Source organism: Pseudothermotoga sp. (assembly GCF_031962025.1).
Classification (GTDB): domain Bacteria; phylum Thermotogota; class Thermotogae; order Thermotogales; family DSM-5069; genus Pseudothermotoga_B.
Genome location: NZ_JAVRKW010000001.1, coordinates 309,679 through 331,605, shown reverse-complemented (window position 1 = coordinate 331,605; position 21,927 = coordinate 309,679). Strand labels below are relative to the sequence as shown.

General features: G+C 42.0%; 21 protein-coding genes and 1 tRNA gene. 10 read left to right on the top strand and 12 right to left on the bottom strand.

The window, feature by feature from the left end; all coding sequences use genetic code 11:
* Positions 1–34: 34 nt before the first annotated feature.
* The gene (gene secA / locus AC4E92_RS01760; RefSeq protein WP_490238856.1) at positions 35–2,626 is read left to right on the top strand and encodes a preprotein translocase subunit SecA; all 2,592 of its coding nucleotides are present in this window, start codon (positions 35–37) and stop codon (positions 2,624–2,626) included.
* Positions 2,627–2,635: 9 nt separating this feature from the next.
* Positions 2,636–3,739: a peptide chain release factor 2 gene (gene prfB, locus AC4E92_RS01755; RefSeq protein ID WP_490238855.1), complete on the top strand. Its 1,104-nt coding sequence runs from the start codon at positions 2,636–2,638 to the stop codon at positions 3,737–3,739.
* On the opposite strand, the gene AC4E92_RS01750 is transcribed toward prfB, so the two are convergent.
* From AC4E92_RS01750 to AC4E92_RS01735, 4 genes are read right to left on the bottom strand one after another with little or no spacing between them, the layout of a single operon-like run.
* Positions 3,736–4,674, bottom strand: coding sequence for a helix-turn-helix domain-containing protein (locus AC4E92_RS01750; RefSeq protein ID WP_490238854.1), 939 nt, complete (start codon positions 4,672–4,674; stop codon positions 3,736–3,738). The genes prfB and AC4E92_RS01750 overlap by 4 nt on opposite strands.
* Positions 4,675–4,687: 13 nt before the next feature.
* Complete coding sequence (locus AC4E92_RS01745; RefSeq protein WP_490238853.1) at positions 4,688–5,557, bottom strand: bifunctional enoyl-CoA hydratase/phosphate acetyltransferase; 870 nt, start codon at positions 5,555–5,557, stop codon at positions 4,688–4,690.
* A gap of 5 nt (positions 5,558–5,562) precedes the next feature.
* The gene (locus tag AC4E92_RS01740) at positions 5,563–6,405 is read right to left on the bottom strand and encodes a M55 family metallopeptidase (RefSeq protein WP_490238852.1); all 843 of its coding nucleotides are present in this window, start codon (positions 6,403–6,405) and stop codon (positions 5,563–5,565) included.
* Complete coding sequence (locus tag AC4E92_RS01735; RefSeq protein WP_490238851.1) at positions 6,402–8,009, bottom strand: sensor domain-containing diguanylate cyclase; 1,608 nt, start codon at positions 8,007–8,009, stop codon at positions 6,402–6,404. The genes AC4E92_RS01740 and AC4E92_RS01735 overlap by 4 nt, the downstream gene beginning before the upstream one ends.
* Positions 8,010–8,083: 74 nt before the next feature.
* Here AC4E92_RS01735 and AC4E92_RS01730 point away from each other — a divergent pair, with 74 nt between their 5' ends.
* The 4 genes from AC4E92_RS01730 to meaB are packed head-to-tail and all read left to right on the top strand — an operon-like array spanning position 8,084 to position 11,861.
* The gene (locus AC4E92_RS01730) at positions 8,084–8,881 is read left to right on the top strand and encodes a radical SAM protein (RefSeq protein WP_490238850.1); all 798 of its coding nucleotides are present in this window, start codon (positions 8,084–8,086) and stop codon (positions 8,879–8,881) included.
* Positions 8,871–10,550 carry an acyl-CoA mutase large subunit family protein gene (locus tag AC4E92_RS01725; RefSeq protein WP_490238849.1) on the top strand — a complete coding sequence of 560 codons (1,680 nt, stop codon included), beginning with the start codon at positions 8,871–8,873 and terminating at the stop codon, positions 10,548–10,550. Before AC4E92_RS01730 ends, AC4E92_RS01725 begins: the two co-directional genes overlap by 11 nt.
* A gap of 14 nt (positions 10,551–10,564) precedes the next feature.
* Positions 10,565–10,981, top strand: a complete 417-nt coding sequence (locus AC4E92_RS01720) for a cobalamin B12-binding domain-containing protein (RefSeq protein ID WP_490238848.1) — start codon at positions 10,565–10,567, stop codon at positions 10,979–10,981.
* Complete coding sequence (gene meaB / locus AC4E92_RS01715) at positions 10,971–11,861, top strand: methylmalonyl Co-A mutase-associated GTPase MeaB (RefSeq protein WP_490238847.1); 891 nt, start codon at positions 10,971–10,973, stop codon at positions 11,859–11,861. The genes AC4E92_RS01720 and meaB overlap by 11 nt, the downstream gene beginning before the upstream one ends.
* Here the strand turns inward: meaB and AC4E92_RS01710 are convergent.
* Positions 11,840–11,915, bottom strand: a tRNA-Pro gene (locus AC4E92_RS01710). The genes meaB and AC4E92_RS01710 overlap by 22 nt on opposite strands.
* Before the next feature lie 97 nt (positions 11,916–12,012).
* Between AC4E92_RS01710 and AC4E92_RS01705 the strand changes: the two genes are divergently transcribed.
* Entirely contained in the window at positions 12,013–12,681 is a 669-nt protein-coding gene (locus tag AC4E92_RS01705) for a 5'-methylthioadenosine/S-adenosylhomocysteine nucleosidase (RefSeq protein WP_490238846.1), read from the top strand.
* The gene (gene ligA / locus AC4E92_RS01700) at positions 12,678–14,714 is read left to right on the top strand and encodes an NAD-dependent DNA ligase LigA (protein WP_490238845.1); all 2,037 of its coding nucleotides are present in this window, start codon (positions 12,678–12,680) and stop codon (positions 14,712–14,714) included. The genes AC4E92_RS01705 and ligA overlap by 4 nt, the downstream gene beginning before the upstream one ends.
* Here ligA and AC4E92_RS01695 read toward each other — a convergent pair.
* Complete coding sequence (locus AC4E92_RS01695) at positions 14,683–15,321, bottom strand: hypothetical protein (RefSeq protein WP_490238844.1); 639 nt, start codon at positions 15,319–15,321, stop codon at positions 14,683–14,685. The two genes, ligA and AC4E92_RS01695, sit on opposite strands and share 32 nt — an antisense overlap.
* Before the next feature lie 2 nt (positions 15,322–15,323).
* On the bottom strand, positions 15,324–16,721 hold the full coding sequence (pepV, locus tag AC4E92_RS01690) for a dipeptidase PepV (protein ID WP_490238843.1): 1,398 nt from the start codon (positions 16,719–16,721) through the stop codon (positions 15,324–15,326).
* A 51-nt stretch (positions 16,722–16,772) separates the two neighbouring features.
* On the opposite strand from pepV, the gene AC4E92_RS01685 reads away from it, so the two are divergent.
* Together AC4E92_RS01685 and AC4E92_RS01680 are read left to right on the top strand one after the other, a co-directional pair.
* Positions 16,773–17,312, top strand: a complete 540-nt coding sequence (locus AC4E92_RS01685; protein WP_490238842.1) for a hypothetical protein — start codon at positions 16,773–16,775, stop codon at positions 17,310–17,312.
* A complete protein-coding gene (locus AC4E92_RS01680; protein WP_490238841.1) occupies positions 17,282–18,124 on the top strand; it encodes a metallophosphoesterase in 843 nt (280 codons plus the stop codon). Before AC4E92_RS01685 ends, AC4E92_RS01680 begins: the two co-directional genes overlap by 31 nt.
* On the opposite strand, the gene AC4E92_RS01675 is transcribed toward AC4E92_RS01680, so the two are convergent.
* The 5 genes from AC4E92_RS01675 to AC4E92_RS01655 are packed head-to-tail and all read right to left on the bottom strand — an operon-like array spanning position 18,121 to position 21,918.
* The gene (locus AC4E92_RS01675) at positions 18,121–18,861 is read right to left on the bottom strand and encodes a ZIP family metal transporter (RefSeq protein WP_490238888.1); all 741 of its coding nucleotides are present in this window, start codon (positions 18,859–18,861) and stop codon (positions 18,121–18,123) included. The two genes, AC4E92_RS01680 and AC4E92_RS01675, sit on opposite strands and share 4 nt — an antisense overlap.
* Positions 18,858–19,214: an iron-sulfur cluster assembly scaffold protein gene (locus AC4E92_RS01670; RefSeq protein ID WP_490238840.1), complete on the bottom strand. Its 357-nt coding sequence runs from the start codon at positions 19,212–19,214 to the stop codon at positions 18,858–18,860. Before AC4E92_RS01670 ends, AC4E92_RS01675 begins: the two co-directional genes overlap by 4 nt.
* A gap of 10 nt (positions 19,215–19,224) precedes the next feature.
* Positions 19,225–20,352, bottom strand: a complete 1,128-nt coding sequence (locus AC4E92_RS01665) for a cysteine desulfurase family protein (protein WP_490238839.1) — start codon at positions 20,350–20,352, stop codon at positions 19,225–19,227.
* Entirely contained in the window at positions 20,336–20,740 is a 405-nt protein-coding gene (locus AC4E92_RS01660; RefSeq protein WP_490238838.1) for an iron-sulfur cluster assembly scaffold protein, read from the bottom strand. Before AC4E92_RS01660 ends, AC4E92_RS01665 begins: the two co-directional genes overlap by 17 nt.
* A 5-nt stretch (positions 20,741–20,745) precedes the next feature.
* On the bottom strand, positions 20,746–21,918 hold the full coding sequence (locus AC4E92_RS01655; RefSeq protein WP_490238837.1) for a cysteine desulfurase family protein: 1,173 nt from the start codon (positions 21,916–21,918) through the stop codon (positions 20,746–20,748).
* Positions 21,919–21,927: the final 9 nt, after the last annotated feature.

Genomic DNA, 21,927 nt, shown 5'->3' with positions numbered 1-21,927 from the left:
GGAGTGATCGTTTATAGAGTGGAGGTAATGTGAAATGGGATTTGCCATTTTTGATAGAAATAAAGCTTTACTCAAGAAATACTTCAAAATCGTCGAGAAAATAAAGGAATCAGAGAAAACCATTTGCAAAGCGACCAACCGTGAACTGATAGATCTATCTCAGCAAATTAGAAAAAGTGCCGATGAAAAAAACATTGTAGAATGTTTTGCGCTTGCAAGAACTGTGGCAAAAAGAGTTCTGGGAATGTATCCTTTCGACGTTCAGGTCGTCGGTGGACTTGCGCTGAATGATGGTAAAGTCGCCGAAATGAAAACTGGTGAAGGAAAAACTCTTGCGGCTACTATGCCACTGTACTTCAACGCTTTGAGTGGAAGAGGTGTACACCTTGTCACAGTCAACGATTACCTTGCTCGCCGTGATGCACTGTGGATGGGACCTCTGTACTTGTTTCTTGGATTGAGAGTTGGGGTTATAAACCAGCTTGGAAAATCTTACGAAGTGGTCTGGAAGAACAAAAATATGTTCGAGTCAGCTGTAGAGAGAAATCTTTCCGTCTGGCCAGAAGGCTACACAGAAGAATTTTTGAAAGATACAGCGAAAAATCTTGAGGCAGTGGAAGCATTTTCAGTTGATTTGATTGAGATAGACAGAAAACAGGCATACGAATGTGATATCACCTATGGTACGAACAACGAATTTGGCTTTGATTATTTGCGTGATAACTTGGTCCTTTCCTTGGAAGATAAAGTCCAGAGGGGACACTTTTACGCGATAATAGACGAGGTTGACAGTATTCTGATCGATGAGGCACGCACTCCGCTGATAATTTCAGGACCTTCACGAGAAGGTGCCTCTATTTACAAACGCTTTGCAGCTTTAGCAAAAAAAATGGTCAAAGATACAGATTTCACCATTGATGAAAAATCTCGAACAGTCGTTTTGACAGAGAAAGGAATCGAGAAAGCCGAAAAACTAATAGGCGTTGAAAACCTGTATGATCCTTCGAATGTGAACAACGTCTATCATCTGCTGAATGCTTTAAAAGCTCTGCACCTGTTTAAAAAAGATGTTGATTACGTCATCATGAATCAAGAAGTGATCATAGTAGACGAGTTCACGGGCAGGCTTTTACCCGGCAGGCGCTACAGTGGAGGATTACATCAAGCAATTGAGGCGAAGGAATCGGTCCCGATCAAAGAGGAATCCATAACCTATGCGACAATAACCTTTCAGAATTACTTCAAGATGTATGAAAAACTCGCCGGAATGACTGGTACAGCCAAAACTGAAGAAGAAGAGTTCAAACAGCTTTATGAAATGGAAGTTGTAGTGATTCCAACACATAAGCCTATGATAAGAAAAGATTACGATGATCTGATATACCGTACACAGGCTGAAAAATACGCAGCGGTTGTGAATCAAGTGGTTGAGAAACACAAAAAAGGACAACCTGTTCTGATCGGTACAACATCAATAGAAAAAAGTGAACTACTCAGTTCTATGCTCAAAAAGGTGAATATTCCCCATCAGGTGTTGAACGCCAAGTATCACGAGAAAGAAGCACAGATAATAGCCCTTGCCGGGCAGAAAGGTGCAGTTACGATTGCGACCAATATGGCTGGAAGAGGTACGGATATAAAGCTGGGTGAAGGCGTCGCCGAGCTCGGCGGTCTGTGCATCATAGGGACAGAACGTCATGAGAGCAGACGCATCGACAACCAGTTAAGGGGACGGGCTGGCAGACAGGGTGATCCGGGAGAATCGAGATTTTACTTATCACTTGAGGATGATCTATTGAGGATATTCGGAAAAGACCAGCTCGAAAAGGTCATGAACGTGTTAAAGATCAAACCCGGCGAGCCGATAGAGCACCCACTTTTGACAAAACTGATAGAAACGGTGCAAAAAAGAGTAGAGGGAATAAACTTCTCCATAAGAAAACACCTGATGGAAATGGATACTGTTTTGGATGCGCAGAGAAATTCTGTCTACTCATACAGAGACTGGATTTTGTCTGGTAAGGTCGAACAGTACATAGATGAGGCAATTGAGGATTTCGTGGAAAGAAGGATAAACGACTTTTGCAATGGATCTGAATTTAACATTGAAGGTCTCAAAAATTCCCTTTCCATTCTGCCAAAAGGCGTGGTGAACTTAGACGGCATAAAGATCGATTCACCAGAACAGCTGAAAGAATTTTTGATAAATTCACTGAAAAAATCGTATAACCAGAAAAAAGAAGAAATAGGGGAAGAATACACACAGTTCCTCAAGTTTTTGGTTTTGCGCATCATAGATGACAACTGGAGGCAGTACCTTGAAGAAGTGGAACACGTCAAGGAAGCTGTTAACTTGAGAGCTTATGGTCAGAAAGATCCAATAATAGAATTCAAAAAAGAGACATACGCGCTGTTCGATGAAATGATAGCAAGGGTCAACGAACTTGTTGTTTCGTGGATGCTCAGAGTGGTAAGAACAGACAAACAAAAAGCAGAGCAACAGGCAAAGAAAGATCTGGCAAACCTTCAACTTGTGCATGAAGAGTTCGACATTGTAAACAGATCGGAGAGGAGAAAGTTACAAAAAGATGAGAAAATAAAAAAGAGATTCAGGGTAAAGAGGTGAACGATTGAGATGATAGCTTATGAAACTCGTGTGAAAATAGATGAGCTAAAGGAAAAATACAGTAACTTTTTAAAACTCATAAATCCCGAAAAGATAAGAGCAGAACTTAAGGAGCTGGAACAACAGCTTTCTGATCCTGAGATCTGGAAAGAACAAAGGAAAGCCAGTGAGCTTTCCCGAAAAATACAGCATCTCAAAGAACTTCTGAATGACATGGAGAAGATCAAAAAACGTTTGGAGGATATAGACATTGGCGTTGAGTTGAGTGAAGATGATCCACAGATTGCTCAAAACGTTGAAGAACTAGTTAGAGATGTTGAAAAAGACCTGCGCCGCTTTCAATTTGAATTGATCCTGAATGACCCGCTTGATTCGAGTAATGCTTATTTAACAGTACATCCCGGTGCAGGCGGTACTGAATCACACGATTGGGCTCAGATGTTGCTCAGGATGTACATGAGGTGGGCAGAGAGAAAGGGGTTCGAAGTGGAACTGCTCGATTTTCAACCAGGTGAAGAAGCCGGAGTCAAGAGTGCAACGATTCTGGTAAAGGGTGAATACGCATACGGTTATTTGAAACACGAGAGAGGCGTGCACAGACTTGTGAGAATATCGCCATTTGATGCCGCAAAAAGGCGTCATACATCCTTTGCTTCTGTGAATGTAATACCTGAGATATCAGATGATATCGAGGTGGAAATCAAGCCAGAAGATCTTAGAATAGATACTTTTCGTGCATCTGGTCATGGTGGTCAATACGTCAACAGAACAGATTCTGCTGTGAGAATAACACATCTACCTACAGGCATAGTTGTTTCATGTCAAAGTGAAAGATCTCAACACCAGAACAAAGCTCAGGCGATGAAAATGCTCAAAGCCAAGCTTTATCAGTTGGAGCTCTCCAAAAGAAAGGAGCAGCTAGAAGAAATCCAAGGTGAACTCAAAGAAATAGCCTGGGGAAATCAGATAAGATCTTACATACTACAACCGTACACACTGGTAAAAGATCACCGAACAGCAGTTGAAACAGGTAACTTTGAAGCTGTTCTCGATGGGGAACTCGATGATTTTATTGAAGCTGAATTGCTTTACTTCGCAAACCAGAAAATTTAGCGTCTGGTTATCCCGTATTTTTTCATTTTGTAACAGAATGTCTTGTAATTCATCTTTAAAATTGCAGATGCCTTCTTTCTGTTCCACGAAGTTTTCTGCAAAGCATCGTGTATGAACTGCTTTTCGATCTTTGCAACCATGTTGCTTACATATTCTTTCAGATCAACTTGATTGGATTGTGCTGTGAAAACATTTGTTTTAGCAATGCGTCTAACTATATCCTCACCTGTTGCATAGGCATATATGGTTTCGATCAGTTCTTCGGTGTTGCCCGGCCAATCGTATGAAATGAGCATCTTAAGAGTTTGTTCGTCGGGAAATTGCACCGGCAGATTTTTGTGCCGATGATGAATCAGAGAAAGCATGCGATCTATCATATAAGGGATATCTTCCTTTCTTTTTCTCAGGGGGGGGATCTGTATATTTACATTCCCATCCAGATGAATGGGTGATTCTATCACGATGACCTTTTTTTCATCGACAACTGCCTCGTAGTTACCCGGTGAAATCTCCACGTATTTACCTTCGGACAGAAAATCGACATACGCCTCAGCCTGGATTCCTTTTTCCACAACTATTACCAGCTTTTCTATGTTGTTGCTTTTCAATTTTCGTAGCTGTTTTAATGTGGAAAGTATCCTTATTCCCTGAAGTTCAACGGAGAAATTCATTATGTCGTTGACCTTTCTGCACCTTTCCAGTGCCTTTTTGGTTTCCACAAAGTTAATGGCTAAGATCAGTGCAGAAAGATTATCAACAAAGATGGCTTCTGGTTGTTTATCGACCTTTGGACCGTATACAACATCCCAGAAATCTTCAAGAATCCTTTGTTCATAATCGTCTTTGTCCTGATAGTACTTCAAATTAATTCTCTCATTAGTCATTGGAAGTGTTACTTCGTTTGTGATCAGTGATGGCAAAAGAACTTTTATCATAAGCCTCCCAGCCTCATCCAGCACATGCAGCCATCGCTATTGACAAGAGTTTTGATTCGGCGCTGTCAGCTCTGGAAACAACTACCACGGGTGCTCTTGCTCCAACGATCAAACCAGCTATCTTCCCTTTTGCAAAGTATATAGCCGATTTACCCAGAAAGTTACCGGAATGGATATCGGGAACAACAAGCAAATCAGCCTGTCCAGCCACCTCGCTTTTTACATTTTTCACCCTTGCCGCATCACAATTCAAAGCATTGTCCAAACCAAGTGGTCCATCGACAAGGCAATCTTTAAATTCACCTCGCTGCGCCATCTTGGCTATCACCGATGCATCTAAGGTCTCAGGCATATCTTCGTTCACCGTCTCAACCGCGCAAATAATTGCCACTTTCGGTCTTTCATAACCGAGTTTATGCATCAGATCGATGGCATTTTTTATTATCGCAACCTTTTCTTCAAGCGTCGGTCTGATAACCATCCCGCCATCGGTTATGAAGACAACTCTGTCGATTCCGGGAACTTCAACGGCTGCAACATGGCTGAGAAGACCGGATCCTCTCAATCCCCATTCTTTATTGAGCACCGCTTTTAGCAGCACGGAAGTCTTGACAAGTCCTTTTAAAAGTATATCCGCCCGACCCGATGAAACTACCTTCACACCCTCCTGCGCCGATTGATATTCACTATCGGTGAATATGAATTCCACGTTATCGTCCACCCAGCTCTGTTTACTGCCAACGAGAAAAACCTTTCCAACAACCCCTTTTTCGTAAGCCATCTTGGCAGCTCTGACTGCCTCTTCATCCTCACAGCCGACAACAACCAGACTCTTCTTTTGTGAAGATCTCGCACGCTCAAGAAGTTCATTCAGAGTTCTCATCCGTTTCAACCCCCTATGTCTTTAACAGCTTTGGCAATCAGTACAATAGCCATGATCGCATTGAAAATAACAGAGTAATCGTTGTCTTGGAGAACCACCGTTCTGGCGTCTATTCTCTCTACTTTCGGCATCAATTCTACTGCATCGGCAAAAGACGTATCTTTCAGTTCTATTTTCATCTCAATCGGTGGTGTGAATCTGACAAGAGTTAGCCTGTTTTTTTCGATCTGCACGGCACGTCTGGCAGCTTCTCTTATCTCTTTCATCACAGTCGATTTCGATCTCATTATTGCAGAAAACCTTCCCGTTGATTCTTTGGTTACAACATAGATGTACTCACCGCTAAGCGATTCTTTCAATTCCTTTTCCAGCGCGCTGTCACCTATCACAAGTGCGAGTGGAACCTTGTGATAACCTGCGAAAGCCGCATTTATGATAGCCTCATTCATGCGCTGTCCATTTATCCACAGATTGTGAATTACAGAACTGGAATATGTGTGATCCATTATTCCATACTTTGCACCAACACCTGCATGGTAACCTAAAAAAACAACTCTGTCAAAACTCTGATCCAAACCTATCATCATGAAATCTTTTCTCAAAGGTCCGTGGGCGATCTGGACATTTTGAAATTCTTCTGTTATCCTGTAAGGTATATTGTCTCCAGCGGCGTGTGAATCAGAAATCAAAACCTGATCGACTTTCCCACTTTCAAACAGTCCCTGTAAAAGAGCTCTTAGGTGTTCGTAGAGTATCTCAACGGATTCTCTGCTCTGTCTTGGTGAAACTTCGCTCCACATCGATATACCAGCAAGACCTTCCATGTCTACCGAGATGTAAACCTTCATTTTTTTCCCTCCTTTTTCATCCTATACATGTTCTCGTCGGCAATCTTCAGAACGTCTTTCAAATTCTGTGAGCCATCGAAAATCGACACTCCAAAACTCAGGGTTATTTTCTCGTCTACTTCCGGGATTTTCAAACTTGCCACCTTTTTTGATATTCTATCAATAATCTGCCTTGCCGTTTTCAAATCAACATACGGGAGCATCAGTAAAAACTCATCTCCACCGTATCTGACAACAAGATCCATTTTTCTAACGCTTTTTAACAAAATCTGACCGATATTTCTCAAAACATCGTCTCCAGCGATATGACCGTATTTGTCGTTGATGTGTTTGAAATCATTTACATCGATCATGATAAAACAGATCTGCCCACCCTTCCTTTCTATAATACTTTGAAATCGATTGAAATATTCTGTGAAGTAATACCTTGTGTAGCAACCGGTCAGAGGATCTTTAATCGCAATTTCTCTGTATTTTGACCTCTGACTCTCCAGCTCATCAAAAAGTGACTTCATTCTCATTGCAACGGCTATTTGTTTGCCAATGAGCTCGAAAAAAGCCAGATGAGATTCCAAAAAGGCATTTGAACCACGTTTTTGAAAGCTAACTGCACCGACAACCCTATCACCGATTTTCAAAGGAACACCCACATAACTCCAGATCCAATTGGTTTCCCCTGCAACTATTGCCTTTGGTCTATATGGACCTATGTGTGCTGCTTTTGAATTTGGAATGTATACAAATTCACCTTTGTCTATGACATAATTTGAAAACCCGACATATCCTCTTTTGATTTTTAAACCCGTGATCTCTTTTCCCAGATTGATACCGTACTCAATAACTATAAAATCATTGTCAATCAGTGCAAGGTAAAATGTATCAATCGGAATAACTTTTCTAACTTCTTCGTAGATCGTCCTTCCAATTTTGGAAAGTTCAGCCTTCTCTTGAGTCAGTATTTCCATGATCTTTTCCACCAGAGAAAAGCGCGATCCGAATAACCTTAGTTGATTGTACCTTTCCTGGGCTAATTTCTCGGATGTGATATCTTTGAAAAACACTAAAACATCATCATGCTCTGGTATTGTTGTTATCTGGTAGAGTCTATCATCTATGGCAAGTTCTTCCTGAACAGATGATCCATTTATGAAGCTTTTTTGAATTGTTTTTTTGATTTTCTCCCATTGCTGCGGATGAGTATTTTTAAGCTCTCCAAATTCGTTTTTGTTGCAAAAAAGTATCTCAATTTTTCTGTTTACGATCATTACCGGCGAAACCAAAGATGCTTGCAGAAGAGTTACAGCATGCTCAACAAGGGCTGAGTTTGGTCCAAGCAGGAGCACTGTATACATTAAACCATCTTGTTCAAAAGAAAAAGCCATGAGAGTATGCCATAAGTTACATTCATCTGCAAAACGACTCGAGACGATCTTTGACTTTTTCTGACTCTGCTCGATAAGCGATTTTATCTGCTGTTGAAAATCTTCGCCTTTAAGAGAAAAAAGATTTTCGAAAAGTGAATTTGCTTCATATTTGACTTTATTCTTAAAAATTGCACACGGTAGTATATTTTTTTGGCAAAACCAACTGAAGATATCCTTCAATGATATCACCCTATAAATAATATCACTTTGAAATCACCTGTATTAAATGATATGATCTATCTGGTGGTGATTGGTTGATCCTGGTAAATCCACAGGATACTGTACCGATTTCTTTAACAGGTCGATGGTGTGCTTTGAACTGTGCACATTGCGGGAAACATTATCTGAGCGGAATGAAAACATTGCAGGACATGGAAAAATACGCAAATCAAGGGGTTCGTTCTTTTTTAATCAGTGGTGGATTGAACGATAACGGAGAAATACCCCACAGCAATTTGATTCTAAACAGGCTCAGGTTTTTAAAAGAAAAGTACAGTCTAAAATACAATTTCCACGTTGGCTTTCCATCCAGTCCGGTGTATGACCTGAAACAGATAGCAGATGTGGTGAGTTTTGATTTCTTCTTTGACCCAAAAGTCATGAAAAAAATCTATGGCATCAGTAAAGATCCGGCTGATCAGATCGATGTGATAAGATCAGCCGAAATCTTTGCAGTCCCCCACGTGACGATAGGAATAGACTGCGGAAGAATAACACATGAATACAGATCAATTGAGATGCTCAGTAAATATTTTGATTCGATAGTGCTGAATATTTTCATACCAACTGCCGGTACACTGTATGAAAACTGTCTCCCGCCGGCTGTCGATGAAGTCAAAGACCTTTTTAAATACGCAAAAAAACTTTTCAAGATCGTCACTCTTGGTTGCATGCAGCCGAAAGGCTCATATAGATATATTTTGCAAAATGAACTTGAAGATGTTGTCGATGTCATCGTAAAGCCAGTTGGTAAAACCGATGGTGATTTTCGCGGATGCTGTTCATTTTTGTTGAAACAAATCTCTCAGGGGGTGATCAGTTATGTACGATAAAGAATTCTTAAAAGACCTTTCAGAAAAGGTCAAATCATGGGAAGAACAGCTTCAAATTGAATTGAAGAAATTCCCGGAAAGAGCAGAAAAATTCAGCTCAAGATCTGGTATACAGATCAAAAGGGTCTATACACCGCTTGATCTTCAGAATACGAACTACTTGAGAGATCTTGGAATGCCCGGAGAATATCCGTTCACAAGAGGCGTTCAGCGGACAATGTATCGTGGAAGGTTCTGGACGATGCGCCAGTACGCTGGATTTGGTACGGCAAAGGAGACAAATGAAAGATTCAGATATCTCTTGCAGCAGGGACAGACCGGATTATCGGTGGCGTTTGATTTGCCAACTCAAATGGGTTATGATTCAGATCATCCACTTGCTCAGGGAGAGGTTGGTCGTGTCGGTGTCGCCGTTGATTCTTTAAAAGACATAGAGATTCTCTTTAATGGTATTCCCTTAAAAGACGTCAGTACTTCGATGACGATCAATTCAACTGCTGTTATTTTATTAGGCATGTACGCTGTGACTGCTCAAAAACAGGGTGCCCAGATTGGTGAACTCAGGGGGACCATACAGAACGACGTTCTGAAAGAATACATCGCACGCGGAACGTATATCTTTCCCCCACAACCTTCAATGAAGATCATAACCGACATCTTTGAATTTTGTTCCAAGAACATGCCAAAGTGGAACACGATAAGCATCAGTGGGTATCACATACGCGAAGCTGGTGCAAATGCCGTTCAGGAACTCGCATTCACTTTCTGTGACGGTATAGCCTATGTCGAAGCGGCGATAAAATCCGGTCTTGATCCAAATGTTTTTGGTAAACAGCTTTCTTTCTTTTTTGCTGCTCACAACAACTTTCTCGAGGAAATCGCAAAATTCAGAGCTGCACGCAGAATCTGGGCTAAGATCATGAGTGAAAGGTTCAAAGTCACCAATCCAGAGGCGCTGAAACTCAGATTCCATACGCAGACGGGTGGTTCCACACTGACCGCACAGCAACCACTCAACAACATAGTTCGTGTGGCAATACAGGCACTGGCTTCAGTTCTCGGTGGTACCCAGTCATTGCACACAAATTCATTTGACGAAGCGCTGGGATTGCCGACGGAAGAATCAGTCCAGGTTGCACTCAGAACACAGCAAATAATCGCTTACGAATCAGGTGTAGCCGACACAGTTGATCCACTCGCTGGATCTTTTGCAATTGAATCTTTGACCAACGAAATAGAAGATAAGGTCTGGGAATACATAGAGAAAATAGACTCGATGGGAGGTATGGTTAGAGCAATTGAAACAGGTTATGTTCAGAAGGAGATTCACAACAGTGCTTATGAGCAGCAACTTGCCGTTGAGAAAAAAGAACAGATTGTGGTCGGTGTAAACGCGTTCCAGACAGATCAGGAAAGTCAGCTGAAAAACATTCTCAAAGTCGATCCTTCTGTTGAGGAAAAACAGATTCTTTCTCTGAAAAAACTGAAAGAAGAACGCGATAACAATGCGGTTCGCAGTGCGCTGAAGGAACTGAAACAGGCTGCAAAGGATGGCAAGAACATCGTACCTTATGTATTCGATGCGGTTAAAGTCTACGCGACACTCGGTGAAATTTCCGACACTCTCAGGGATGTTTTTGGTGAATACACAGAATCCATGGTTCTGTGAGCGAGGTGAGATGAATGAAAATCTTCAGAATTCTAATCGCAAAGCCCGGTCTCGATGGTCATGATCGTGGTGCAAAAGTCGTGGCACATGCCCTGCGCGATGCGGGATTTGAGGTGATCTACACAGGTTTAAGGCAGACGCCCGAACAGATAGTTCGAACTGCCGTGCAGGAAGATGTTGATCTGATAGGGCTCTCGATATTATCCGGTGCACATTTACAGCTTTCAAAGAAAGTCATTGAACTGATGAAAAAAGAGGGAATAGAACATGTACCAGTTTTCGTTGGAGGAATCATTCCACCAGATGATATACCGCAGTTGCTTCAGATTGGGGTGAAAAGGGTCTTTGGACCTGGCACGCCGTTATCGAAAATCGTGGAAGAAGTCAAGTCGATTTTACAAGAAGGAGTGGCAAGTACAGGTGGATCATAAAACTCTGGCAAAATTAATAACACAGATAGAGAATAATCCGCAGATAGCACCCCAGATTCTTCAACGTTTTCCAGAGCGCCAGTCGAAGGTTATAGGTTTTACTGGGAGTCCCGGCGTTGGGAAAAGCAGTCTCATCGATCGGGTTATTAGATTCATTAGGAACAAAGACATGTCAATAGCCGTGGTTGCCATTGACCCTTCCAGCCCTTTCACAAGAGGAGCGTTCTTGGGTGACCGCATAAGAATGAGGGAACATTTCACAGATGAAAAAGTCTTCATCAGAAGTATGGCATCTCGTGGAGCCCTCGGTGGACTCTGTGATGCAGTATTCGATGTCGTTAAGTTGCTGGAGGTCAGTGGATTTGACTATGTGCTGGTTGAAACAGTTGGTATCGGGCAATCAGAGGTAGAGATCTCTAATCTTGCGGATCTCACCGTTTTAGTGCTGTCACCGGGTTTTGGGGACGATGTTCAGATGCTAAAGGCAGGTGTAATGGAGATAGCAGATCTGTATGTGGTCAACAAAAGTGATTTACCAGAAAGCGATACACTCTACACGCAGCTTTTAGCTTTTGTGTCACTCGCCGGAAAAGATGAAGGGCGACTGTGTAGAACAAGCACGCATACACAAAACGGTGTACAGGAACTGGTGGAAAAAATAGAAAAACTCTGGCAGGTCTTTTACACAGATGGGACATTGAAATACAGAAGAAAGAAAAGAACACAGCATCATGCCGAACATATTCTCAGAAAAATAGTGGAACAGACTATGTACTCAGTTGAGTTCACTGATGCACAGGATCCATACGGCTTTGTAAGGCTGGCTCTGTCAAAGCTGTGCGAAACATACTCAAAAGATGGTCAGGGGGGAGGGATTTGAACCCTCGACCTCCGGACCCCGATTCCGGCGTTCTTCCTTCTGAACTACCCCCTGCTCATCCTGCATTCAAATAATACCACATCTTGGATTTTCTTCCAAGATATCACTCGGTTATCAACTTTATGATAGAATTTTAAAAGGGTGAGAATTTTTGATTGCCGTCGTTGGTGTTTTACCTCAGGAAATCGAACCTCTTGTGGATGGATTAACTTACAGGTTGCAGGTCACTGAGTTGATAAAACGGCGTGTAATAAGAGGTGTGATAGGTGGAAATGAGATTGTCATAACAAGTGGCTGTGTTGGGAAGATAGAGACCGCTGCTTTAGTTCAGAGTTTGATAGATCACTACAAGGTCAATGCTGTTATCGTTCTTGGCGCCGCCGGAGCATTGAGAAATGACCTTTCAATCGGTTCGGTTGTTGCAGGTTGTGGGTATATCGAATACGATTTTACCCCCAGACTGAACGTGGATTTGATCTTGGAGCCACGCCAGAGTTGTTTTTCAGATTTTCTTGAGAAAAACGATTTTATCTGTGGAATAATCGCCTCCGGCGATAGATTTATCACCACAGATACAGAGGCAAAAAAGATCTTTGAATCAACATCTGCTCTGTGCGTAGACATGGATTCCGCAGCAGCGGCAAAGGTTTGTATCGAAAACGATATAGAATTTCTGTCTTTGAAGGTTATCGTCGATATCGCCGGTTCAAGAGCAATTGAGCAGTACATAGAAAACCACCAAAAACTTGGGACTAAATGTGCTCTTCTTTTACTGGAATATCTTTCGAATAATCGGTTCATATGTGGGGGAGAAGAATGAGAGATATTCCAGATGAAGTGAGAAAAAGAGTGGAACAACTGCGAGAGCAGATTGAATACCACAATTACAGATACTACGTCCTTGCCGACCCTGTGATAAGCGATGAAGAATATGACAGACTCATGAAAGAACTCATTGAACTTGAGAAATCTTATCCGGAGCTGGTGACACCAGATTCACCAACTCAGAGAATAGGAGACAAGGTCCTGGATGAATTCAGAACTGTTCAGCATTCAGAACCGATGTTGAGCCTGGACAACACTTATGATGAAAATCAGATAAGGGAATTCGATGAACGCGTGAAGAGATCTCTCGAATTAGAAACTGTTGAGTATGTTGCAGAACTGAAGATAGATGGCATCTCAGTCGCATTGAGATATGAAAAAGGTAAATTTGTCTTGGGATTGACAAGAGGCGATGGAACAAAAGGTGAAGACATCACCGAGAATTTGAAAAGGGTTCGTAGTATTCCTCTGAGATTGAGAAAACCATTGGATGTTGAAGTTAGAGGAGAAATTTACATGCCGGTTCAGGAATTTGAAAGATTGAACAATCAGAGAATTGAAGTTGGAGAGCCTCCTTTTGCAAATCCCAGAAATGCCACAGCCGGAACCATAAGACAGCTTGATACACGTGTGATCAGAGAAAGGTATCTTGATTCGTTCATATACTACGTTCTGTACCCGCACAGGTATGATCTTCAAAGTCAGTGGGATGCCTTGAACTGGCTCAGAGATCTTGGCTTTAAGGTAAACACGAATTCCAGACTCTGTGCGAACATAGATCAGGTTATCGAATACTGGAAGGAATGGACGGTTAAGAAAGACGATTTACCATACTGGGTCGATGGTGTGGTCGTGAAAGTGAATCGATTCGAGTTCCAAAAAATGCTCGGTACAACAGCTAAAGCACCAAGGTGGGCTATAGCTTTCAAGTTTCCATCCCAAAAAGCAGAAACAAAATTACTGGATGTCACCATCCAAGTTGGACGAACAGGTGTTCTAACTCCCGTGGCGGAGCTTGAACCTGTTCAGCTTGCTGGAACTGTCGTTAAAAGAGCTTCACTCCACAATTTCGATTATATAAAGGAAAAAGACATCAGGATCGGTGACTGGGTCTATATAGAAAAAGCAGGCGGAATCATACCGCAGGTTGTGTGTGTAGACACAGACAGGCGGACAGGTCAGGAAAAAGAAATACAGGTACCAAAAAGCTGTCCTGTGTGTTCTGGAAAAGTGGGAAAGCTGAGTCCTGAAGATGTCGCACTCAGATGTCTCAATCCACACTGTCCCGCAAAGCTGAAGAGATCTCTTGAAACTTTCGTTGCAAGAAATGCACTGGATATCAAAGGTTTAGGCGAAAAGATCATAGAGAAACTGGTTGATTCTGGTTTGGTGAAAGACCTTGCGGATATATTCTACCTAACACCATTTGAGCTCACACAGCTTGGCTCCGGCGTGGGTCACAAAACAATTGCAAACCTTTTGTCTCAGATAGAACAGGCAAAGCGTGCACCTTTGCACAAAATCATCACGGGACTTGGTATACCCATGGTCGGCGAGAAAACAGCACGAATCTTGGCTCAGAACATGGGAAGTATCAGCAAACTTCTCAATGCCACCGTGGATGAATTAACCCAGATACCCGGAATAGGTCCTGAGGTAGCCAGAAGTATCAGAGAGTATTTTGACAACGAGAAAACAAAGATACTGATCGAAAAACTGCAAAGAGCAGGTTTGAAACTTGAACAAGATCAACAGCACCAGGGTCAGACGCTTTCTGGATTAACCTTTGCAGTTACAGGTGTGTTGAAAAATTTCTCAAGAAATCAGATAGAAGACCTCATTCAATCACTGGGCGGGAAGGTTACCGATAGTGTTACAAAAAACACCGACTATCTGATAGTCGGTGAGAATCCAGGATCGAAATTGCAGAAAGCAACAAATCTTGGAGTGAAAATCATAACTGAATCAGAATTCCTTGAACTTTTCAAAATTAAAACTAAAAATTACCCACAGCAAAGGTTATTCTGAAACCACGCAGATCCATCAACGCTGAGGGTAGACTCTCTGTCCAGAAGAGATTGAAAATATAACCTACGGTTATGTCTATTTTTGGTGATTGACCAAAACTGAATCTCACAGAAGGTTGCAAAAGAACCCCCATCGATTCAAGTTCCAAAGGTGGTATCACAAAGGTCAACTGCTTGTTTGTATCGGTGTAAAAACCTAAAATGGTTTTCTGAGCCATGAGCTCAAAATTTGCCAGACTCAATTGATAAGATGCTTTGAGGTAAAGATCGATATTTCCCCTTTTTACAAACCTTGAGCCACTGCTATCCTGATCAGATAGAACAGAAGGCATCAATCCCAATTCTAACTGTGAATAGTTTGTCTCAACATACAGACCACCCATCAGATAACCGGACTGAGAAAATGGATCCACAGCCATTCTCACTTTGGACCATACTTCCCAGAGCGGATAGTTGAATTGAAAACCGCTGTACCTGTAACCGACAAAAATCTCAAAATTGTCGATTGGAAAATGCAGTGCCACTCCGTCGTATGTGTCAAAGGTCATGTATGAACCAAAACCAACTGTACAGAAAAATAAAACCAGCAGCAAATTGAGCCATTTCATGTTCACCACTCCACAAGAACTCTATAAAGAAGCTGTGCGTAGATCCGCGTCATCAAAACCAGATCGTCAAGCGATATCCTTTCATCCGGCTGGTGCTCTGTTTCGGGTCTATCTGGCAATAGCGGTCCAAAAGCGACACCACACGGTACGGCTCTTGCATACGTCCCACCACCTGTTGTCAGTAGCTGGGCTTTCTGTCCGGTGACATCGCTGTAAACTTCACTCAAAAGTTTGATCAATTCGCTATCCGGTGAAACAAATAAAGGTGCATGATGATTTTTTGGCTCTACGTGGAGTGGTTTCAATGCCTCCACAACCTGCCTTGAAAGCATCGATTCCGAATAGTAGATTGGATAGCGTATGTTAATAACAGCCGTTATTCTGTCGTTGTTGAGTTCGATCGTACCAAGATTGAGTGTCAATGGACCGGCTATGCAGTCTGTACCGGCAATTTTCATGGAACTGCCGTCAGTTTCATAACCGATCTTCTCAAAAACCACCCTTATGAAGGTTTCGAGATCCTGGTTGTCGATCTCAATGGTTCTTAAAAAGTCCAGTAAAGCAGCTGCTGCATTTATACCATGTTCAGGTTTGGAACCGTGGGCTGATTTTCCATTCACTTCTATCTTCAATTTTCCATCAGTTATCTGCCAAAAAACCTTTGCACCATTTTTCGGTTTGAACTCTCTCAAGCGTTCTAAAACTTGATCGTTAAAGGACTCCATAATGACTGTTGCATTTTGAGGGACAACATTTGAAGCTTCGCCGGCTTTTAGATAGACAATTCGAGCTCCAGAGTTCTTTTGTTTTTTCAACAGAAAACTTATACTGTAGTTTATAATACCTTTCTCAGCGTAAATTATCGGAAAGTTTGCATCCGGTGTGACTGCATATACTGGTGTTTCTTCTTTCTGAAAATAGTACCTTATACCATCCCAACCTGATTCTTCATCTGTTCCAAGTATTATTCTCACGCGGTTTTTAATATCATATCCCGCATCTTTCACGGCTTTGAGTGCGAAAATAGCTGCAACTGTTGGTCCTTTATCATCACAGGCACCCCTTCCCCACAAATAACCATCCTTGATCAATCCCGAATAAGGATCCACAGACCAGCCATCGCCTTCAGGGACAACATCAAGATGTCCCAGGACCGCAAAAAGTTTTCCATCCTTTCCATATTCTATGTGTCCACCATACCCATCGACGTTCTTGGTCTGAAAACCAAGTCTTTTACCAAGATCGAGCGCATACTCAAGAGCCATTGCAATGCCTTCTCCAAATGGTTTTCCAGCTCCAGCAGGCTCAGATTTTACAGATTTGATTTTCACAAGATTTGATATCTCCTGGAACATGTGTTCGATGTTGGCAAGAACAATATCATCCACTTTCTTATTCATCATTTCACCTCCACTGGTAAAATGATACAATAACCCAGGGGAGTATTTGAAATGAAATACATCATCCTGATATTCTGCTCGATTGGGTTGATTGTCGGTGCGAGTATTCTCTACACCGATGATTTTTGCTATACACTCGATGACGTTCATGCAATTTTGATGTGGTCAGAAGATGGTTCTGGTTTTACCATCTCTCTTCCATCTAACTTTTCCATGCGCATCGACAACAGCGGAATCACTTTTTCAGGCAGAATCCTGAAGTATTCAAGACTCGAATTGACAGCTAAGGTTTCAAAAGACAGTGTGGGTTTTTATATCCAAGATAGAAAACCATTTCTTGCGTTTAATCATTTAACAATTGGATTTGATTTAGCTCGATACAAAAGCATAGTTTTCTCAACTCTTGTGGAAAGTTATGGAATCTTACCTGATCAATTCATCAACCTCGGTGCTTCACTGAGGGTATACGAAAACGGCGAAAGACTCTTAAAACTTCTTGCACATGTCAGGTTATGGCAGGTTGGCATGATTGCTTCGATGAATTATGGGGGTGAGTCTTTTTGCGGCGTTTCTTTTTATTTCTCCTTTTGAGTACCGTTGTTCAGTATTTTTCCTTTCAGATAGTTTTCACAAGCGATCTGCATGAAACTCTTGTCAAAGATGGATATGGACCTATGGGATTGATCCAGTGGCTTTCAGATGTAGATAGAAGCAAGATCTTGGTTCTGGATGGAGGAGATCTTTTTGACTCGAAGATCCAGCTGCCATTTGTTGGTGACAATCGAGCTTCAGTTTTAGAATATGTGAAGAAGGTAAAATACGATGCAATGGTTCTTGGAAATCATGAATACTACTTTTCCGCAGAATGGCTCAAAGCATATAAAAAGGCGAACCATTCATTGATCGGAGCGAATGTCAAAGGTCTTAAACCTTTTTCGTTATTTGAAATAGACGGTATAAAAATCGCCGTTATAGGTCTGACGACGATACAGCATCTTGCCAATCGTGTTGAACACTACGATGATCTACCAGAAGATCCATTTGAATCTTTGAGGAAAACTTTACAGAATCTTCCAGAGGTAGACTATGTCATCTGCCTGAATCATCTACAGCACGAAAGCGACATGAAGATTCTGGAACTTTTTCCAAAAGTCGATCTTGTTTTGAGTGGACATGACCATCGCGGACCTGAACTCAAAAAAATAGCAAATGGTTACCTTTTCGAAGCATCTTCTCGTGCAGAATCGGTCTATCTAATAGATGTCGATCCAGTGCAAAGAACTGTCACATATAAAGAACTCAAACTACCTGCCAGTTATCCTGTGCACGACAGTACAATCGGTACACTTTTTCTTGCTGGTGTTATTGTGGCTATTCTTTCAATTATCTGGATGCTCTTCTAACCAAAGATGAGATCAAGAACAGCCATGCATGTAAAACCAATCAAGATCCAGTAAGTGGTCAATCTTTCTCTGCCTTTGAGGTGGGTTTCTGGAATTATCTCATCGCTTATTACAAAAACCATTGCTCCAGCTGCAAGAGCCATTAGATAAGGCATCAAAACCGATGAAAATCGCGTGATGATTGCTCCAACTGAGCCACCAATTACTTCTACCAGTCCAGTTAAGAAACTGATCAAGAACGCTTTTACTGGTGTATATTTTGCATTGATGAGCGAAGCGGCAACCGCTGCGCCTTCTGGTATATTTTGGATTCCTATCGCCAGCGCCACTGAAAAAGCATGCGGTGTGAAACCAGATACGCCAACAGCCATACCTTCTGGAAAGTTGTGTATGGTTATCGCCATTACAAACAACCATATGCCTTTGAGCTTGGTAGATTCCAGTCCTTCGTGACCCTTTGTGAAGTGTTCATGCGGGACGAATTTGTCAATCAAATCTACTACAAGACCACCAAGCATGAATCCAACTGCAAACCTGACAGGTCCTCCCAGTTCCATTGATGGAATCACCAGGCTGAAAGCACTTGCGGCGAGCATTACACCAGCCGCGAAACCGAGCGAACTCTCTATGAATCGCTCATCTGCCATTTTTTTAACAAAGAGAAAAGGCAATGCACCTAAACCTGTTGCCATACCGGCAACAGCGCTGTAGATGATGCCCTTGGATAATCCACTCATGACTCGAGTCTTGAAACAGCCTTTTTCAAAGCATCCAGCGGTGCTCTTATACAATCAAAACCTTTGTCAAAGAATTCCATTTCCTGTCTGATGTGTTCTTCATTCAAAGTTTTGACAAAATCGATGTGTTTTCCATTGACCAATCTGCACACAGCCTCAGAAGCTGCAATCACCCTTGGACAACCAGATGCTTTGAATGCAACGTCTTTTATCAGGTAGTTCTCTATTTTCAAAAATATTCTGACTCGATCTCCATGGTCTGGATATACAACTTCCGCGGTGTGTGTGTAATCTATCTCCTGGGCGTATTTTGGATACATGAACAGTTCTTTGAATTTCTGAGAATACGCCATCCAACCCTCCTCAGATCTTCCGCAACCGTTTGACCTCTTCACGGAGTATTTGAATAAAATAATCTATTTCTTCTGGCGTGTTATCGTATCCGAGCGTTATTCTAATAGCACCATCGATCATCCAGTCATCCAGTCCCATCGCTTCAAGAACATGTGATCTACTCATTTTGTGGTGTGAAGAACATGCAGAAGCTGTTGATACAGACACACCACGCATATCAAGTGCTGTGGCAAGTGTCTCACCGTGGATATCCTTGAAAGAAACGTTTATGTGAGAAAAAATAGTTTCACTGCCATTTACGTGATAATCATCGAACTGGGATATTTCACCCATAATTTTCTCTTTGAAGGACTGCACTTTTTTCGCCCAATTTGAGTAATTATTCTCGATCACATTCAGCGCAACAGCCATACCGTGTGCACCGGGGACGTTCTCTGTGCCACTTCTCAGACCTTTTTCGTGCCCTCCACCATAGATGATTGGATCCACTCTTAAAGACTTTCTTATATACAAAAACCCGCATCCCTTTGGTGCATAAAACTTATGACCAGATGCCGAAAGCATATCCACCAAAGATGCATCAATTTTCAGTTTTCCAATTGCCTGAACTGCATCGGTGTGCAAAATTATTCCATGTGCCTTCGCTATCTTTGAGATCTCTTCAATTGGCTGGATCACACCGGTTTCGTTATTGACCCACATGATAGATGCAAGGACAGTGTCTCTTCTAATTGCCTTTTTGAAATCATCCGGGGTGACATAGCCTTCATAATTTGGTTTTAGATATGTGACATCATAACCGTGTTCTTGTAAGTACTTTGCCACCTGTAAAACAGCAGGATGTTCTATCTGAGTGGTGATAATATGCCCACCGTCTGGGAAGTTCGCTTTCAAAAAGCCCATAATGGCTATGTTGTCTGATTCAGTTCCACCTGATGTGAAAAAGATTTCTTCTGCCGACACATTTATATACCTGGCGATAACCGATCTGGCATTCTCGTAGATCTGCTTTGCCTCTTCACCGTGAGAATGCAAACTTGAGGCATTACCAAAGCTCTCGGTGAAAACCTTCATTACTTCCTGAGCCACTTCTTTGAAAACAGGTGTTGTTGCTGCGTGATCAAGATATACTCTCATCTTTCACGCGCTCCTTGGATTTCAACTCTTCATATGCTTCAATTGCTTTTTTGAGTGTATCCACAGCGAGATTACTGCAATGATACTTTATTTGTGGCAAACCTCCGAGCTTTTCCACAATCTCTTTCCAGCTTAACTGTTTTGCCTCTTTGAGCGAAAGCCCTTTGGCAACTTCGGTCATCATGGAAGCCGTAGCAATATTCGCGGCACAGCCGTATGATTCGAACTTTATATCTATGATACGATCATCCTGAATCTTCAAATACACGGTCATCATATCACCGCACGCAACACTACCCTCTGTTGCCTGAGCATCAGCATCGTCTATTTTACCCAAATTCCTTGGGTTTTTGAAATGATCCATGACCAGTTCGGTGTACTTCAGCAATTAACTCACCTCCCATCTTTAATTGGGCTTATCTTTCTGAGCCACGAGACAACCGATTTGAGCTTTTCAACTGTGTAATCTATCTGCTCTTTTGTTGCAAATCTGTCAAAAGTGAATCTGATTGAACCATGCACTCTTTCATGATCACCGCCGATCGCAAGAATCGCGTAATTCGGTTCGAGCTTCTCTGATGCACAAGCCGAACCCGTTGCAACTTCAACTCCCTCCATACTCAAAGCAAGACTGATAGCTTCACCCTCTATGAATCTAAAGCTGAAGTTGACGTTGTAAGGTGTCCTGTTCTTTCCCCTTGGACCGTTCAGGATGACGTGATCGATCTCCGATTCTACCCTGTTTATGAAATACTCCTGCAGCTCTCTTAAACTTTCAAGAGCAGAGTCCATCTTTTCAATTGCGAGTTCTGCTGCTTTTTTCATTCCCATTATCCCAGGGACATTTTCTCCACCGGGTCGTCTTTTATCGAAAGACTCTGCACCATACATTATAGGTTCAATCTTGGTTCCTTTTTTCAAATACAAAAATCCCACACCTTTTGGTGCGTGAAATTTATGACCACTCACACTCATCAGATCAACCTTTATCTTTTTCACATCGACCGGGAATTTTGCGTACAGTTCTGCTGCATCTGTGTGAAAATAGATCTTGTGATCCTGATGACTCAAAATCTCACCTATTTGTTCAAGCGGCATGATCGATCCAACAAAATGACCTATGGATATAACACTGACCAGTATTGTGGAAGGCTTGATGGCTTTTTGCAAATCATCCAGCTTTATAAGACCTTCGCTATCAACAGGCACAACGGTCACTTCAAAGCCTTCATCTTTCAAAAAAGATGCTATGCTCATGACCGAGCCGTGTTCAAGTGCTGAGATAATTATATGATTGCCTTTGCTTTTGTTTGCTCGGGCAACTCCAATGATAGCCAGGTTGTTGGACTCGGTGGCTCCCGAAGTAAAGACTATTTCTTCTTTGGAATCGGCATTTATTGACTTGGCAAAAAACTCTTTTGCGTTTTCCAGATCATCATAGACTTCCTGTGCAGATTGATAGAGACCATCAGGTCTTGCAAATTTATTAACCATGTAATCCTGAACTACCTGAATAACTTCTGGCAATACTTTTGTGGTTCTGCAATTATCCAGAAAGATCCTCATTGAGCACCT

Bases quoted from the DNA above. Each gene is read 5' to 3' on its own strand.
- prfB (WP_490238855.1), top strand. From the start codon at position 2,636: ATGATAGCTTATGAAACTCGTGTGAAAATAGATGAGCTAAAGGAAAAA.
- AC4E92_RS01670 (WP_490238840.1), bottom strand. From the start codon at position 19,214: ATGGCGTATTCTCAGAAATTCAAAGAACTGTTCATGTATCCAAAATAC.
- ligA (WP_490238845.1), top strand. From the start codon at position 12,678: ATGAGAGATATTCCAGATGAAGTGAGAAAAAGAGTGGAACAACTGCGA.
- AC4E92_RS01665 (WP_490238839.1), bottom strand. From the start codon at position 20,352: ATGAGAGTATATCTTGATCACGCAGCAACAACACCTGTTTTCAAAGAA.
- AC4E92_RS01695 (WP_490238844.1), bottom strand. From the start codon at position 15,321: ATGAAATGGCTCAATTTGCTGCTGGTTTTATTTTTCTGTACAGTTGGT.
- AC4E92_RS01740 (WP_490238852.1), bottom strand. From the start codon at position 6,405: ATGAAGGTTTACATCTCGGTAGACATGGAAGGTCTTGCTGGTATATCG.
- AC4E92_RS01685 (WP_490238842.1), top strand. From the start codon at position 16,773: ATGAAATACATCATCCTGATATTCTGCTCGATTGGGTTGATTGTCGGT.
- AC4E92_RS01745 (WP_490238853.1), bottom strand. From the start codon at position 5,557: ATGAGAACTCTGAATGAACTTCTTGAGCGTGCGAGATCTTCACAAAAG.
- AC4E92_RS01675 (WP_490238888.1), bottom strand. From the start codon at position 18,861: ATGAGTGGATTATCCAAGGGCATCATCTACAGCGCTGTTGCCGGTATG.
- AC4E92_RS01750 (WP_490238854.1), bottom strand. From the start codon at position 4,674: ATGATAAAAGTTCTTTTGCCATCACTGATCACAAACGAAGTAACACTT.
- AC4E92_RS01725 (WP_490238849.1), top strand. From the start codon at position 8,871: ATGTACGATAAAGAATTCTTAAAAGACCTTTCAGAAAAGGTCAAATCA.
- pepV (WP_490238843.1), bottom strand. From the start codon at position 16,721: ATGAATAAGAAAGTGGATGATATTGTTCTTGCCAACATCGAACACATG.
- AC4E92_RS01655 (WP_490238837.1), bottom strand. From the start codon at position 21,918: ATGAGGATCTTTCTGGATAATTGCAGAACCACAAAAGTATTGCCAGAA.
- AC4E92_RS01720 (WP_490238848.1), top strand. From the start codon at position 10,565: ATGAAAATCTTCAGAATTCTAATCGCAAAGCCCGGTCTCGATGGTCAT.
- secA (WP_490238856.1), top strand. From the start codon at position 35: ATGGGATTTGCCATTTTTGATAGAAATAAAGCTTTACTCAAGAAATAC.